11 protein-coding genes, 2 rRNA genes and 1 pseudogene are annotated in these 15,986 nt (G+C 69.7%); 10 read left to right on the forward strand and 4 right to left on the reverse strand.

All coding sequences use genetic code 11. The features are described from left to right. The first annotated feature begins 16 nt into the window (after positions 1-16). The 5 genes from ACY0MR_RS17285 to ACY0MR_RS17305 are packed head-to-tail and all read left to right on the forward strand — an operon-like array spanning position 17 to position 6,867. The gene (locus ACY0MR_RS17285; RefSeq protein WP_404086538.1) at positions 17-853 is read left to right on the forward strand and encodes a DUF8175 domain-containg protein; all 837 of its coding nucleotides are present in this window, start codon (positions 17-19) and stop codon (positions 851-853) included. Continuing rightward, entirely contained in the window at positions 843-2,153 is a 1,311-nt protein-coding gene (locus ACY0MR_RS17290) for a hypothetical protein (RefSeq protein WP_361848481.1), read from the forward strand. Before ACY0MR_RS17285 ends, ACY0MR_RS17290 begins: the two co-directional genes overlap by 11 nt. Then, positions 2,150-3,703: an SCO6880 family protein gene (locus ACY0MR_RS17295; RefSeq protein WP_361848478.1), complete on the forward strand. Its 1,554-nt coding sequence runs from the start codon at positions 2,150-2,152 to the stop codon at positions 3,701-3,703. Before ACY0MR_RS17290 ends, ACY0MR_RS17295 begins: the two co-directional genes overlap by 4 nt. A gap of 20 nt (positions 3,704-3,723) precedes the next feature. After that, positions 3,724-5,124, forward strand: coding sequence for an ATP-binding protein (locus ACY0MR_RS17300; RefSeq protein WP_388792141.1), 1,401 nt, complete (start codon positions 3,724-3,726; stop codon positions 5,122-5,124). After that, a complete protein-coding gene (locus ACY0MR_RS17305; RefSeq protein WP_473561483.1) occupies positions 5,125-6,867 on the forward strand; it encodes a P-loop NTPase family protein in 1,743 nt (580 codons plus the stop codon). A 56-nt stretch (positions 6,868-6,923) separates the two neighbouring features. On the opposite strand, the gene ACY0MR_RS17310 is transcribed toward ACY0MR_RS17305, so the two are convergent. Then, positions 6,924-7,403 (reverse strand): MarR family transcriptional regulator, encoded by a 480-nt coding sequence (locus tag ACY0MR_RS17310; protein WP_361861225.1) that lies wholly within the window; start codon positions 7,401-7,403, stop codon positions 6,924-6,926. Between the two features lie 98 nt (positions 7,404-7,501). Between ACY0MR_RS17310 and ACY0MR_RS17315 the strand changes: the two genes are divergently transcribed. Beyond that, positions 7,502-7,903 carry an HGxxPAAW family protein gene (locus tag ACY0MR_RS17315; protein ID WP_473561485.1) on the forward strand — a complete coding sequence of 134 codons (402 nt, stop codon included), beginning with the start codon at positions 7,502-7,504 and terminating at the stop codon, positions 7,901-7,903. Between the two features lie 45 nt (positions 7,904-7,948). Here ACY0MR_RS17315 and ACY0MR_RS17320 read toward each other — a convergent pair whose 3' ends face one another. After that, the gene (locus tag ACY0MR_RS17320; RefSeq protein ID WP_473561487.1) at positions 7,949-8,506 is read right to left on the reverse strand and encodes a GNAT family N-acetyltransferase; all 558 of its coding nucleotides are present in this window, start codon (positions 8,504-8,506) and stop codon (positions 7,949-7,951) included. Between the two features lie 134 nt (positions 8,507-8,640). Between ACY0MR_RS17320 and ACY0MR_RS17325 the strand changes: the two genes are divergently transcribed. The 4 genes and pseudogenes from ACY0MR_RS17325 to ACY0MR_RS17340 all read left to right on the forward strand — a co-directional run bounded on the left by ACY0MR_RS17325 (position 8,641) and on the right by ACY0MR_RS17340 (position 12,297). Continuing rightward, positions 8,641-9,543, forward strand: coding sequence for an ABC transporter ATP-binding protein (locus ACY0MR_RS17325; protein ID WP_388792133.1), 903 nt, complete (start codon positions 8,641-8,643; stop codon positions 9,541-9,543). Then, positions 9,540-10,354, forward strand: a pseudogene (locus ACY0MR_RS17330) (ABC transporter permease). The gene ACY0MR_RS17325 and the pseudogene ACY0MR_RS17330 overlap by 4 nt, the downstream one beginning before the upstream one ends. Before the next feature lie 12 nt (positions 10,355-10,366). After that, complete coding sequence (locus ACY0MR_RS17335; protein ID WP_473561489.1) at positions 10,367-11,632, forward strand: sensor histidine kinase; 1,266 nt, start codon at positions 10,367-10,369, stop codon at positions 11,630-11,632. Next, on the forward strand, positions 11,629-12,297 hold the full coding sequence (locus tag ACY0MR_RS17340) for a response regulator (protein WP_388792127.1): 669 nt from the start codon (positions 11,629-11,631) through the stop codon (positions 12,295-12,297). Before ACY0MR_RS17335 ends, ACY0MR_RS17340 begins: the two co-directional genes overlap by 4 nt. Positions 12,298-12,394: 97 nt before the next feature. Here ACY0MR_RS17340 and rrf read toward each other — a convergent pair. Together rrf and ACY0MR_RS17350 are read right to left on the reverse strand one after the other, a co-directional pair. Continuing rightward, positions 12,395-12,511: ribosomal RNA gene (gene rrf, locus ACY0MR_RS17345) — 5S ribosomal RNA — on the reverse strand. Between the two features lie 73 nt (positions 12,512-12,584). Next, positions 12,585-15,703 (reverse strand): 23S ribosomal RNA (locus ACY0MR_RS17350). Between the last annotated feature and the right edge of the window lie 283 nt (positions 15,704-15,986).

A 15,986-nucleotide genomic window follows, 5' to 3' on the forward strand; every position in this document is an offset into this window, starting at 1 on the left:
AGGGGGCGTTCCCGGCATGAGTCCCGGTGACGAGCACGACAGCTTCGGCGGCGTGGGCGGCTCGGGCCAGACCCGGACCCGCCTGCCCGAGGGCAACAGCGGCGACGTGTACGGCGGCCCCCGCCGCCCCGTCCGCAGCTCACGCTCCCTCATCACCGTCGTCGGCGTGGTGGTCCTCCTCGTCGCGGCGATCGCCTTCGCCAACCGCGGCGGCGGCGACCCGACGGACCAGGCCGGCTCCTCCTCCGACACCCCGGGCACCGCGGCCCCCACGGCCGCGACGGGCGTCCGCCCGGTCACGGGCAAGAACGGCCGGATCCCCACGGGCTACACCCAGGACGAACAGGGCGCCCAGAGCGCGGCGACGAACTACGCGGTGGCGCTGGGGTCGGTCGAGATGTTCGACGCCGCCCGGCGTCGCGAGATCGTACGCGCCGTGCACGCCCCGGCGGTCGGGGACGAGACCGTCGCGAAGTTCGACGCGTCCTACAGCGCGGACCTCATGGCCAGCGCGGGACTGAACAAGGACGGAACCGCGCCCTCGGGCATGACCCTCGTGGCACGCACCATCCCGATCGGCGCGAAGATCCGGGAGTACACGGGGAACTCGGCGACGGTCGAGGTCTGGTGCACCAGCCTCGGAGGCCTGGCGGGGGCCGGCTCGACCAAGCCCGTGACGTCCACGTGGTTCACCATCACGGAGAAGCTCACCTGGGTCGAGGGCGACTGGCGGGTGGAGTCCCTCGACCAGCACGAGGGCCCCACCCCGGTCAACGGCGACAACCGTGCCTCCATGGCCGACGAGATCGCCGGAGCCGTCGAGGGATACGGAGGGTTCACCTATGCCCGCTGAGCGCAGCCTGGCCGCACGCGCGGCGACCGTGATCGCGGCGGTGTTCCTCTTCCTGCCCCTCCTGCTCGCCTCGGCGGCACACGCGGCCCCCACACCGACACCCACACCCTCTCCGAGCCCGAGCGCGGGCAAGAGCGAGTGCCGGTTCCTGGTGGGCGAGGCACGCACGCTCTGCGAACGAAGCCAGCCCGGTGGCGACACGGTGCCGCTCCCCGAGACCAACAACGAGCAGGACCCGCTCAAGTCCCTCGCCCGAGGCTTCGCCGACGCCGCCATCGCCACCGTCGACTACCTCTCCAAGGCCGTCAAGGAGACCGCCGACGTCGACTTCACCAACACCGAGTTCCTCGGCCGGTACGCGATCGTCTTCGCCGCCTCCACCGTCCTCACCCTGCTCCTCTGGCTCCTCGCCGTCGCCAAGCGCGCCATCCGGGGCGTCCCCCTCACCACCGCGCTCTCCGAGGCCATCGGCTTCCTCTGGCTGACGGTCCTCGCCTCCGCCTTCACCCCCCTGATCCTCTACACCGTCGTCAACGCCACCGACGCCGTCACCGAGGTCATCGCCTCCGGCACCGACCAGCAGACCGACGTCTTCTTCGGCAGCTTCAAGGAGGCCCTCCAGAAGGGCGACAGCATCGGTGGCGGCCCCATCATGCTGATCATCGTCTCCCTGGTGACCGTGATCGCCGCGGGCGTGCTCTACCTGGAGCTGTTCCTCCGCGCCGTCATGCTGTACGTCGGCGCCCTCCTCGGCGTCGTCGTCTACTCCGGCCTCGTCGACAAGAACATGTGGGGCCACGTCCGCCGCTGGGCCGGCATCATGATCGCGATCATCATGGTCAAGCCGGTCATCGTCATCGTCCTCGGCCTCGCCGGCGCCCTCTCCTCCGGAACCGGCCCCGACTCGTTCTCCGCCGTCGTCTCCGGCCTCGCGATCATCCTGCTCGCGATCTTCGCCTCCGCGATGATCTACCGCTTCGTCCCCGGCTTCGGCGACGAGATCGCGGCCTCCCGCAACAACCGCCTCCACCGCGCCGGGGAGAACACGGCCGCCGCCGTCATCTCCTCCCCCGCCTCCCTCGTCTCCCAGGGCATCAAGACCCACAGCGCCCGCGGCGACGGCGGCGGCCAGGGCGCCCAGCCCGCCCGCCCCGCCAACCCCGTGTCCGGCGGCATGGCCGCCCACAGCAGCCGCGGCGGAGGCGGCGGCGCCACTCCCCCACCGTCCCCCCGCAGCAGCAGTCCCACCGCGGGAACCCCGCACAGTAGCCGCAAGAACTCTGGAGGTGCAGGGCGTTGACGACCCAGTCCCAGCCGGTCGCGCCCCGCCGTACGTATCTCGTGGGCCGCGCGCGGCCGAACGCGATCGTCGGCAAGAACCGCGAGACCGGCGAGATCGCCCTGATCATCGTCGGCGCCTTCCTCGGCATGATGAGCGGACTCCTCGTCCCCCTCCTCCCCCTGCGGATCGCCCTCCTCGCCGGCCTCCCGATGCTCGCGATCGCCGCCGTGTACCTCCCGTACAAGCACCGCACGTTCTACAAGTGGTTCGAGATCAACCGCAGCTACAAGCGGATGCTCAAGCGCGGCACGGCCTACCGCTCCGTCGTCTCCGAGGCCGGCACCCGCCTCGACGGCCGCGAGGTCGAGGTCGGCCCGCCGCCCGGCATCGGCCGCGTCGGCTGGCTCGCCGCGCCCTTCGGCCCGGACGAGATCGCCGTCCTCCTGCACGCCGACCGCCGCACCGTCACCGCCGCCATCGAGATCGAGGGCCCCGGCGTCGGCCTGCGCGACAGCGAGGACCAGGAGGCCCTGGTCGACCGCTTCGGCACCCTCCTCAAGCACGTCGCCAACGGCGACGGCTTCGTCACCCGCCTCCAGATGCTGGCGCGCACCCTCCCCGCCGACCCCGACGCCCACGCCAAGGACGTCGGCCAGCGCGGCGACGCGAACGCGCCCGCGTGGCTCATGGAGTCCTACGACCAGCTCCAGTCGATGGTCTCCACCTCCAGCGAGCAGCACCGCGCCTACCTCGTCGCCTGCATGCACTACACGCGCGAACTCGCCGCCGAGGCCAACGCCATGGCCCGCGCCGCCAAGCACGCCTCCGGCGCCCGCAAGCTCGACCGCGACGCCGGCCTCGCCGTCGTCATGGCCCGCGAGCTCACCGACATCTGCGCCCGCCTCGCCGAGGCCGACATCCGCGTCCGCCAGCCCCTCGGCCAGTCCCGGCTCGCCTCCCTCGTGCACTCCATGTACGACCCGGACCACCCCATCGACCACATCCAGGCCATGACCAAGCGGAACGCCTGGCCGGCCGAGCTGGACGCGATGGAGCCGACGTACCTCCAGGCCAAGACCCGCGAGTCCTCGACCCGCGCCCCCTGGTGCCACGCCACCGCCTGGGTGAAGGAGTGGCCGATGACCCCCGTGGGCGTCAACTTCCTCGCCCCGCTGCTCGTCCACACCCCGGACGTCATCCGCACGGTCGCCGTGACCATGGACCTGGAGCCCACCGAGGTCGCCATCGAGCGGATGCTCACCGAGAAGACCAACGACGAGGCGGACGCCAGCCGCGCCGCCAAGATGAACCGCACGGTCGACCCGCGCGACATCGCCGCCCACGGCCGGCTCGACCAGCGGGGTGAAGATCTCGCCAGCGGCGCTGCCGGAGTGAACCTCGTCGGGTACATCACGGTGTCGTCGCGTTCGCCCGAGGCCCTGGCCCGGGACAAGCGCACGATCAGGGCCTCCGCCGGCAAGTCGTATCTGAAGCTGGAGTGGTGCGACCGCGAGCACCACCGGGCCTTTGTGAACACCTTGCCGTTCGCGACCGGCATCCGCCGCTAGGGCCGAAGGGGCACAGACCCATGCGAGATCCGCTGTCCGTCGTCACCGACGCCTTCACCTCCTTCGTCTTCGGCAAGGTGGAGACGACCCGCCTGCCCGTGCGCACCTCCACCGGGCAGGCGCAGGCCGTCTACCTGCCGACCGCCGCTCCCGGCCTGGGCGACTCCGGCGTGATCATCGGCCGCGAGGTCTACAGCGGCAAGGGGTACATCTACGACCCCTTCCAGCTGTACGGGCAGCAGCTCCCCGCCCCCCACTGGCTGGTCCTCGGCGAGTCCGGCAACGGCAAGTCGGCGCTGGAGAAGACGTACGTGCTCCGCCAGCTCCGCTTCCGCGACCGGCAGGTCGTGGTGCTCGACGCGCAGGGCGAGGACGGCGTCGGCGAATGGAACCTCATCGCGCAGGAGCTGGGGATAACCCCCATCCGCCTGGACCCCATGGTCGCCAACGACTCCGGGATCCGCCTCAACCCGCTCGACCCGTCGATCACCACCACCGGGCAGCTCGCGCTGCTCCGGACGATCATCGAGGTGGCCATGGGCCACGGCCTCGACGAGCGCTCCGGCTTCGCGCTGAAGGTCGCCCACGCGTACGTCGTCGAGCACACCACCCACCGCCAGCCGATCCTCACGGACATCGTGGAGCGGCTCCGCCACCCCGAGGCGGAATCCGCCGAGGCGATGAACGTCGACATAGACGACGTACGGGCCTGGGGCCTGGACGTCGCGCTCGTCCTGGACCGGCTGGTCGACGGCGACCTGCGGGGCATGTTCGACGGCCCGACGACCGTCGGCATCGACCTGGACGCGCCGCTGATCGTCTTCGACCTGTCCCACATCGACCGCAACTCCATCGCCATGCCGATCCTCATGGCGATCGTCGGTGTCTGGCTGGAGCACACCTGGATCCGCCCCGACCGGAAGAAGCGCATCTTCCTCGTCGAGGAGGCCTGGCACATCATCAACAGTCCGTTCGTGGCGCAGCTGTTCCAGCGGCTGCTCAAGTTCGGCCGCCGACTCGGCCTGTCGTTCGTCGCGGTCGTCCACCACCTCTCCGACGTCGTCGACGGAGCGGCGGCGAAGGAGGCCGCGGCGATCCTCAAGATGGCCTCCACCCGGACCATCTACGCCCAGAAGGCCGACGAGGCGCGCAACACGGGCCGGGTCCTCGGCCTGCCGCGCTGGGCGGTCGAGATCATCCCGACCCTCACCCCCGGCATCGCGGTCTGGGACGTCAACGGCAACGTGCAGGTGGTGAAACACCTCATCACCGAACGGGAACGCCCGCTCGTCTACACCGACCGCGCCATGACGGAGGCCTCGGACCCCACCGGCGATCCGGACCTCGAATGGGAGACGGAGCAGCGCGCGATCCTCATCGAGCAGCAGATGAACGGCAGCTCGCAGTCGACGGTGGCATAGGTGGAACCGGCACGGAAGGGCGGGGGAGGAATCTCCGACGGGCTGCTGCTCAGCCTGTTCGGCCTCCTCCTCGGCCTCACGGTCCTGGTGTGGACGGCGACCGGCCTGGCGGGGCTCTTCTCCCACGGCGCCTGGCCGCGGGGCGTCGCCTACACGGGCACGCCGGCGGCCCTCCGCTCCCTGGCCACCGCGCCGACGGACCTCGCGGCCGCCTGGCCGACGACCCCGCCGGGACAGCTCTCCGGATACGGCCTGTTCTGGGGCCTGCTGATCGGCGAGGCGATGATCCTCCTCGTCCTCGCGGTCTTCGTCCTGGGCACCGTGGCCCGCTGGCGCGCGGTCCGGGCGAACCGGAGGGCGGGGGTGTACGGGACGGGCGAGGCGCAGGCACGTGCCCCCCGGGACGGGTCGTACGAGAAGCCCGCACCCGGGAGGCGCGCGCCGGCGCGGCCCGCGTACGCGGAACCGTCCCCCGAGGAGCCCGTCCACGGCAGACCGGTACGCGAGACACCCGGGCACCGCGACTCCGCACCCGGCGCATCCGCGCACACCCACCCCGAACGTGGCCACTCCGCACCCGGCGACCCCCCGCCCAAGGACTCCCCGCACAGGGATTCCCCGCACGGCGAGCCCGCCCGCCGTCCGGCCGCTCCCCCGGCCCCCCGCCGCCCGGCGGCCTCGCACGCCCCGGAGCCGCCCACGGCCCCGATGCCCGCGCCCCCGATCCCCCCGGCGCCGCCCACCCCTGCCCCCGTCCCGGCCCCGACCGCGGACCCCTCCCCGGTCGCCGCCGCCGTCCCCGGTCCCGCGGGCCCCCTCCGCACGCTCTACGGCCCTCCGGACGCCCGCCGCCCGGCAGCCGTCCAGGCCGTCCGGGACGCCGAGGGCCCGGTCCTCGTCGTCACCTCGGACCCCGCCCTCTGGGCCGCGACCAAGGACGCCCGCGGCAAGCTCGGCCCGGTCCTCGTCCACGACCCCGGCCACCTGTGCGACACGCCCGCGCGCCTCCACTGGTCCCCCTCCGAGCACTGCGAGGACCCGGCCGTCGCCGCGGAGCGGGCGGCCGCCCTGCTCGCCCCGGTGCGCCCGCACTCCCGGCTGGACGCGGCCACCGCCGACACCGCCGAGACGCTCCTCCGCTGCTGGCTGCACGCCGCCGCCGTCGACGGGCGGCCCTTCCGCCAGGTGCACCGCTGGGCGCAGGGCGCCGGCGCCCACGAGCCGGTACGGATCCTCCGCAGCCACCCCAAGGCGGCCTCCGGTCACGCGGGGCTGCTCGAATCCGCGCTCACCGCGCACCCGGAAAGCCGCCGCACCGCGCAGGAACTGACGGCCCGTGCGCTGGCCTCGCTCTCCTCGGTCCACATCCGGGAGGCCTGCACCCCGAATCGAACCGACTCGCTGGCACTGGCATCTTTCCTCCCCGAAGGGGGCACCCTCTACGTGGTGGGGGAGTCCATCGAGGACCCCCGCACCCACCCCGGCGCGATGCCGCTCCTGACGGCGCTCGCCGCAAGCGTGGTCGAGCACGGCCGCCGCATGGCCGCACGGTCATCCGACGGTCGGCTCGACCCACCACTGACCCTCGTCCTGGACGACGTCGCCGCGGTGGCCCCGCTCCCGCAGCTCCCGGAGCTCCTCGCCGCCGGCCACCGGCAGGGCCTGCCGACCCTGGCCCTGATGCGCTCCCCGGAGCAGGCCCGTTCACGCTGGCCGGAGAGCCTCCTGACGCCCCGGCCCTGAGGCCCCGCACCTGACGAACCCCCCGTGCACCGCCCCGCCCCTCGTACCTCCCCGGGTCAGACGACCCGGCCCCGCAGGGCGTGCAGATGGGCGCGCGCGGCGTCGGCGGCATGGGTGAACCAGTCGGCGATGACGGCGGTCTCCTCCGGCGTGTACCGGGCGAAGACCTCCTCCAGCCGGGCGTAGAACGGCTGGTAGAGCGCGACGACCCGGGCGGCCGCGTCCGGGTCCGGGACCACGCGGACCCGCCGCCGGTCGGCCGGATCGGGGGCCCGCCGGGCGTATCCGGCCTTCTCCAGCCGGTTGAGCACCCCGGTGACGGCGCCGGTGGTGAGGTTGACGCGTTCGGCCAGGTCTCCGGCCGACAGCGGGTCGTCGCCCGCGCCGAGGACGTGTCCGAGACAGGTCAGGTCGGTCACGTTGAGGCCGAGTGCCTGCGCGACCTCCTGCTGGCCGATGAGTCCCAGCGCCACGTACGCGTCCATCCGGTGGATCGCCTCGCCGACGGTGACCGGGGGACGGCTCTTGCCCTCCACGCAGAGACTCCTTAGCATCTAAGTTACTTAGCTCGTGAGATAAATGTTCACGACGATGCCTTCATCCTGCCTGCCCTGACACCCCCACGGGAGCAACCATGAGTGCCCACGGCGACGTCGACCTCGGCCACACCCTGGCCGGCTGGACCGGAACCCCCGTCGCGGGACTGGGCTCCGCCGTCGCCGGAGCCGGCCTCTGCCTCGGCCTCGCCCCCGCCCTGTGGCTCGGCGCGGCCCTCGTCGTCCTCGCCGCCGCCATCACCTGGGGCCTCCACCTGGCGGGCTGGGGCAAGCCCTCCGGTCCCCGCCCCGCCGACCAGTGGGACTGGCGGGTCCGCGACACCACCGCCCGCCGGGGTCACCCCGACTGCCTCGGCTGCCGTCTCGCCGGCCGCCGCACGCCCGCCACCGCACGGGACGCGGCCGCACCCCGGACCGGCCCCCGGCCGGCCCCGAACCCGACCCCGCCCCACCGCACGGCGACCGCCAGGACCTCCTGACAGGCCGGCGGGGCCCCGGCCGAACGACCGGAACCCCCCAGGCCCCTAGGAAGCCCGCCGCACCTCGTACTCGACCTCCATCGCCGTCTCGTGCCCCGGCACGCCCACCCGCTGCCCCGTGGCCCCGAAACCGAAGCGACGGTAGAAGGCCGCGGCCCGCGCGTTCTCCTCGTGGACGTAGAGCCGCACCCGCTCGACCGGCTCCTCCAGCGACCAGGACCACTCGATCCCCGCACGGAACAGCGCGTCGACGACGCCGGTCCCCCGCGCCTCCGGCCGCACGTACACCCCCACGATGTGCGTCTGGCCGACCTTCGCCGGCTCCCCGAAACGCACCTCGTCGTCCGGCCGCTCCACCAGCAGCGAGATCGTGCCGACCCACCTCCCGTCCGCGGCCTCGGCCACGAACTGACGCACTGTCCCGCCCCCCGCCGCGGACGCCCCCTCCGTACGCTCCTGCCAGAACGAGTCCGGATGCCGCACCGCCGTCTCGTACGTCTCCAGGAACGCCAGGTGGGCGACCGGATCGCGCAGGGCGGCGAGCCGGATCTCACGGGCGCGCTCCCACTCGTCGGCGCGGATGACACGTATCGAGAAGTCCATGCGCAGATCCTCCGGTCGGCACCACCCCCTGACAAGGGCTTTTCCGCCCCGTCGTACCCCGGTACCACGCCCCCGCCCCACCTCCCGCCCCCGGTCGGACGAACGCCCCCCGCCCGCTCCCTAGCGTCGGAGGCATGATCCGAGCAGAGAACCTCACCAAGCGGTACGGGGACACCACCGTCGTCCACGACCTCAGCTTCACCGTCCGGCCCGGCACCGTCACCGGCTTCCTCGGCCCCAACGGCGCCGGCAAGTCCACCACCCTCCGCATGATCCTCGGCCTCGACGCCCCCACCCGCGGCCACGCCACCGTCGACGGCCTCCCGTACGCCCGCCACGCCGCGCCGCTCACCCGCGTCGGCGCCCTCCTCGAAGCCCGCTCCGTGCACCCCGGCCGCTCGGCCCGCCACCACCTCACCGCCCTCGCCCTCACCCACGGCATCCCGCGCTCCCGCGTCGACCGGGTCCTCGCCCTCAGCGGCCTCGCCCACGTCGCCGACAAACGCGTCAAGGGCTTCTCCCTCGGCATGGGCCAGCGGCTCGGGATCGCCGCCGCGCTCCTCGGCGACCCGGCCACCGTCGTCCTCGACGAGCCGGTCAACGGCCTCGACCCCGAGGGCGTGCTCTGGATCCGCACCCTCCTCAAGTCCCTCGCCGCCGAGGGCCGCACCGTCCTCGTCTCCTCCCACCTGATGAGCGAGATGGCCCTCACCGCCGACCACCTCGTCGTCATCGGCAAGGGACGGCTCCTCGCCGACACCACCGTCGACCGACTCGTCCGCACCGCCGGCGGAGCCTCCGTCAAGGTCGTCACCCCCGAGGCCGACCGGCTGCGGAACCTGCTCCCCGGCGCCGCCATCACGCAGGAGGCCCCCGACACCCTCCTCGTCACCGGCCCGGACGCCCCGGAGATCGGCCGCACGGCCGCCGCCCACGGCCTCCCCCTCCACGAACTCACCCCCAGGGCCCCCTCCCTGGAACAGGCCTTCATGGCCCTCACCCACGACTCCGTCGAATACCAGGGAGCCCCCGCATGACCACCGCGACCCCCGCCACCGCCCCGACCGAGCCCACGCCCGCCACGGCCCCCCGCCTCACCCACGCGCGCGTACTCCACTCCGAATGGCACAAGCTCCGGACCGTCCGCTCGACCTGGACGACCGTGCTGACCGCCACCGCGCTCGTCCTCGGCGTCGGCCTCCTCATGGGCACCACCTACACCTCCGACGGAGGCGACTCCGACGTCGACACCGTCGTCCTCACCCTCTACGGCAGCCAGCTCGGCGCCATCGCCCTCGCCGTCCTCGGCATCCTGGTCACGGCAGGCGAGTACGCGAACGGCATGATCCGCGCCTCCCTCACCGCCGTCCCCACCCGCCTCCCCCTCCTCGGGGCGAAAGCCGCCGTCTACACCGGTACCGTCCTCGCCCTCACCACCGTCACCAACCTGATCACCTTCCTCATCGCGCAGGTCTTCCTCTCCGACACCGACCAGGCCGCCTCCCTCACCGACGACGGCGTCCTCGCCGCACTCGTGGGCAACGCCGCCGGCACCACCCTCCTCGGCGTCGTCGCCCTCGGCCTCGGCGCGGCCTCCGCTCCGTCCCCGGCGCGATCGGCGCCTTCGTCGGCGGCGTGATGATCCTCCCCGAGGTCCTGGGGATGCTGCCGTACGAGGCGATGGAGACGGCCGTCCGGTACTTCCCCACCCAGGCCGCCGGCGCCCTCGGCTCCGCCACCCCGCTCCCCGGCGCGGCCGGCCCCGGCGCCGCCCTCCTCGCCCTGCTCCTCTGGGCCGCCGCGGCACTCGCGCTCCCCGCACTGTTGCTCAAGCGCCGGGACGTATGAGGAGATGATCACGTGACCACGGAGACGGCACGGGAGCCCGCACGGGAGACGACCGACGGAACCACCCGCCTCAGCCGCTCCGTCCAGCGGCTGCCGGCAGCCCTGCGGGCCGCCGACGCCCGCCGCCCCTGGGCCTGGGACACCGCACTGACCCTGTTCTGGACGGCGGCGGCCCTCACGGACGCGGCGGGCGGCTGGCGGAACACCGCCCCCGACCCGTCCGTCCCGTCCTGGCTCGTGATCACCCTCAGCCTCGTCCTCGCCCTCCCGCTGTACGGGCGCCGCCGGCACCCGGCGGCCGTCCTGACCGTGATGGCCTGCGCGGCCCTCGTCAGCGCCGCCTCGGGCGCCTTCCTCCAGGCCGCCTACCTCCAGCTGATCCCCGTCTTCCACCTCGCGCTCACCCGTCGGCCCCGCGCCCTCCTGTGGGCCTTCGCCCTCCTCGTCCCGCCCCTGGTCACCGGCGCGGTCCGCTTCCCCCGGGGCAGCTGGGACCAGCACGTCGTCCCGACCCTGTGGGCGTACGCGCTCGTCGCCCTGCTCGGCATCGCGGTCCGCGCCCGCCGGGACCACACGGCCGCCCTCGTCGACCGGGCCCGCCGCCTGGAGATCGAGCGCGACCAGGAGGTCCGGCTCGCCGCGGCGGCCGAACGCACCCGTATCGCCCGGGAGATGCACGACATCATCGGCCACAACCTCTCGGTCATCACGGGCCTCGCGGACGGCGGCCGGTACGCCGCCGCCAAGCACCCCGAGCGCGCGGGCCAGGCCCTCGAAGCCATCGGCACGACGAGCCGGGAGGCCCTCGCCGACCTCCGACGCCTGCTCGGCGTCCTGCGCGACGACGAGCCGGAGGCGGCCCGTGACCCCCAGCCCACCCTGGCCGACCTCGACGCCCTGATCACCGGCGTACGGAAGGCCGGCCTGCCGGTACGGCTCGACCGCCACGACTCCCCCACCGCCCGACTCCTCACCCCCGGCGCCCAGCTGACGGTCTACCGGACCGTGCAGGAGGCCCTGACCAACACCCTCAAGCACGCCGGGGAGGGCGCGACGGCCACCGTCCTCCTGGCCTACCCGCCGGGGGAGGTGCGCGTGGAGATCACGGACACGGGAGCCCCGGCCCCCTTCCCCCGCCCGTCCGCCCCGCCCGGCCAGGGACTCACGGGCATGCGTGAACGCGCGGCCCTCTACGACGGCACCCTCGCCTGCGGTCCGCTGCCGGCCGGCGGCTGGCGCGTCGCCCTCCGACTCCCCCGGGAGGACTTCCCCTCGTGACGACCGTTCTCATCGCGGACGACCAGCCGATGCAGCGCTTCGGCTTCCGCATGCTGTTGGAGAGCCAGGACGACATGACCGTCGTCGGAGAGGCCTCGAACGGCACCGAGGCGATCCGGCTGGTCGACCGGCACCATCCCGACGTCGTTCTCATGGACATCCGGATGCCGGGTCTCGACGGCATCGAGGCGACCCGGCGGATCGTCGCCACGGGCGCCCGGACCCGCGTCCTGATCGTCACCACCTTCGACCTGGACGAGTACGCGTACGACGGTCTGCGCGCCGGCGCCAGCGGCTTCCTGGTGAAGGACGCCCAGCCGGAAGAGCTCCTCGCCGGCGTCCGCGCGGTCGCGAGCGGCGACGCGGTCGTCGCCCCGAGCCTCACCCGCCGCCTCCTGGACGCCTACATCCACCACCTGCCGGCGTCCCCCACGGCGGACCCGCAGCCGGAGGACCCCCGCCTCGCCTCCCTGACCGAGCGGGAACGGGAGATCCTCACGGTCATCGGCCGGGGCTGGACGAACACCGAGATCGCCGGCCGTCTGCACCTCGCGGAGTCGACGGTGAAGACCCACGTCGGCCGCATCCTGGCGAAGACGGGCGCCCGCGACCGCGTCCAGGCGGTGATCCTGGCGTACGACACCCAGCTGGTCACCCCGTCCTGAAACGCGAAAGGGGCCCGCAAGGGCCCCTCGACCTCGCCGGCCCGTAAACGCAGAAAAGCCCCGCACCATGTCGGTGCGGGGCTTTCCCACAATGATTGTTCGGCGGCGTCCTACTCTCCCACAGGGTCCCCCCTGCAGTACCATCGGCGCTGAAAGGCTTAGCTTCCGGGTTCGGAATGTAACCGGGCGTTTCCCTAACGCTATGACCACCGAAACACTATGAAGTTGAACTCGACCGGCAAAGGGAGTTCATTGCTTCAGAACTAACACAGTGGACGCGAGCAACTGAGGACAAGCCCTCGGCCTATTAGTACCGGTCAGCTCCACCCATTACTGGGCTTCCACATCCGGCCTATCAACCCAGTCGTCTACTGGGAGCCTTACCCTCTCAAGGAGGTGGGAATACTCATCTCGAAGCAGGCTTCCCGCTTAGATGCTTTCAGCGGTTATCCCTCCCGAACGTAGCCAACCAGCCATGCCCTTGGCAGGACAACTGGCACACCAGAGGTTCGTCCGTCCCGGTCCTCTCGTACTAGGGACAGCCCTTCTCAATATTCCTACGCGCACAGCGGATAGGGACCGAACTGTCTCACGACGTTCTAAACCCAGCTCGCGTACCGCTTTAATGGGCGAACAGCCCAACCCTTGGGACCGACTCCAGCCCCAGGATGCGACGAGCCGACATCGAGGTGCCAAACCATCCCGTCGATATGGACTCTTGGGGAAGATCAGCCTGTTATCCCCGGGGTACCTTTTATCCGTTGAGCGACGGCGCTTCCACAAGCCACCGCCGGATCACTAGTCCCGACTTTCGTCCCTGCTCGACCCGTCGGTCTCACAGTCAAGCTCCCTTGTGCACTTACACTCAACACCTGATTGCCAACCAGGCTGAGGGAACCTTTGGGCGCCTCCGTTACCCTTTGGGAGGCAACCGCCCCAGTTAAACTACCCATCAGACACTGTCCCTGATCCGGATCACGGACCGAGGTTAGACATCCAGCACGACCAGAGTGGTATTTCAACGGCGACTCCACCATGACTGGCGTCACGGCTTCAAAGTCTCCCACCTATCCTACACAAGCCGAACCGAACACCAATATCAAACTGTAGTAAAGGTCCCGGGGTCTTTCCGTCCTGCTGCGCGAAACGAGCATCTTTACTCGTAGTGCAATTTCACCGGGCCTATGGTTGAGACAGTCGAGAAGTCGTTACGCCATTCGTGCAGGTCGGAACTTACCCGACAAGGAATTTCGCTACCTTAGGATGGTTATAGTTACCACCGCCGTTTACTGGCGCTTAAGTTCTCAGCTTCGCCCTGTCGAAACAGAGCTAACCGGTCCCCTTAACGTTCCAGCACCGGGCAGGCGTCAGTCCGTATACATCGCCTTACGGCTTCGCACGGACCTGTGTTTTTAGTAAACAGTCGCTTCTCGCTGGTCTCTGCGGCCACCCCCAGCTCACGGAGTAAATCCGATCACCAGTGATGGCCCCCCTTCTCCCGAAGTTACGGGGGCATTTTGCCGAGTTCCTTAACCATAGTTCACCCGAACGCCTCGGTATTCTCTACCTGACCACCTGAGTCGGTTTAGGGTACGGGCCGCCATGAAACTCGCTAGAGGCTTTTCTCGACAGCATAGGATCATCCACTTCACCACAATCGGCTCGGCATCAGGTCTCAGCCTTAATGTGTGACGGATTTGCCTATCACACGGCCTACACCCTTACCCCGGGACAACCACCGCCCGGGCTGGACTACCTTCCTGCGTCACCCCATCGCTTACCTACTACCACCTTGGGTCGACGGCTCCACCACTTTCCATTCCCCGAAGGGTCCGGAACGGCTTCACGGCCTTAGCATTAATGGGCTCGATATTGGGCGTTTCAAAGCGGGTACCGGAATATCAACCGGTTGTCCATCGACTACGCCTGTCGGCCTCGCCTTAGGTCCCGACTTACCCTGGGCAGATCAGCTTGACCCAGGAACCCTTAGTCAATCGGCGCACACGTTTCTCACGTGTGTATCGCTACTCATGCCTGCATTCTCACTCGTGAACCGTCCACAACTCGCTTCCGCGGCTGCTTCACCCGGCACACGACGCTCCCCTACCCATCACAGCGGGCGTTGGCCCTATTGCTGCAATGACACGACTTCGGCGGTACGCTTGAGCCCCGCTACATTGTCGGCGCGGAATCACTTGACCAGTGAGCTATTACGCACTCTTTCAAGGGTGGCTGCTTCTAAGCCAACCTCCTGGTTGTCTCTGCGACTCCACATCCTTTCCCACTTAGCGTACGCTTAGGGGCCTTAGTCGATGCTCTGGGCTGTTTCCCTCTCGACCATGGAGCTTATCCCCCACAGTCTCACTGCCGTGCTCTCACTTACCGGCATTCGGAGTTTGGCTAAGGTCAGTAACCCGGTAGGGCCCATCGCCTATCCAGTGCTCTACCTCCGGCAAGAAACACACGACGCTGCACCTAAATGCATTTCGGGGAGAACCAGCTATCACGGAGTTTGATTGGCCTTTCACCCCTAACCACAGGTCATCCCCCAGGTTTTCAACCCTGGTGGGTTCGGTCCTCCACGAAGTCTTACCTCCGCTTCAACCTGCCCATGGCTAGATCACTCCGCTTCGGGTCTTGAGCGCGCTACTGAATCGCCCTATTCGGACTCGCTTTCGCTACGGCTTCCCCACACGGGTTAACCTCGCAACGCACCGCAAACTCGCAGGCTCATTCTTCAAAAGGCACGCAGTCACGAGACATAGCAAGCTATGTCCGACGCTCCCACGGCTTGTAGGCACACGGTTTCAGGTACTATTTCACTCCGCTCCCGCGGTACTTTTCACCATTCCCTCACGGTACTATCCGCTATCGGTCACCAGGGAATATTTAGGCTTAGCGGGTGGTCCCGCCAGATTCACACGGGATTTCTCGGGCCCCGTGCTACTTGGGTGTCTCTCAAACGAGCCGTCAATGTTTCAGCTACGGGGGTCTTACCCTCTACGCCGGACCTTTCGCATGTCCTTCGCCTACATCAACGGTTTCTGACTCGTCCTGTCGCCGGCAGACGACAGAAGAGAGATCCCACAACCCCGCATGCGCAACCCCTGCCGGGTATCACACGCATACGGTTTGGCCTCATCCGGTTTCGCTCGCCACTACTCCCGGAATCACGGTTGTTTTCTCTTCCTGAGGGTACTGAGATGTTTCACTTCCCCTCGTTCCCTCCACATGCCCTATGTGTTCAGGCATGGGTGACAGCCCATGACGACTGCCGGGTTTCCCCATTCGGAAACCCCCGGATCAAAGCCTGGTTGACGGCTCCCCGGGGACTATCGTGGCCTCCCACGTCCTTCATCGGTTCCTGGTGCCAAGGCATCCACCGTGCGCCCTTAAAAACTTGGCCACAGATGCTCGCGTCCACTGTGTAGTTCTCAAACAACGACCAGCCACCCATCACCCTGACTTAACAAGCCAAGTTCACTGGGGCCGGAATCTTGAAGGACGACCAGCCGGCCGTACCCTCAGACACCCAACAACGTGCCAAGCACACTCTTCTGAACTCTCATCACGTTCCACGCCGAAGCAGTACTGGTGAAGGAGACATCCGAGTGTGCCAACTAATCAACGTTCCACCCATGAGCTGACCGTGCAGAACGTTTGCCTGCAATCGGTACTGTGCTCCTTAG

This window comes from Streptomyces sp. JN8 (assembly GCF_055808075.1).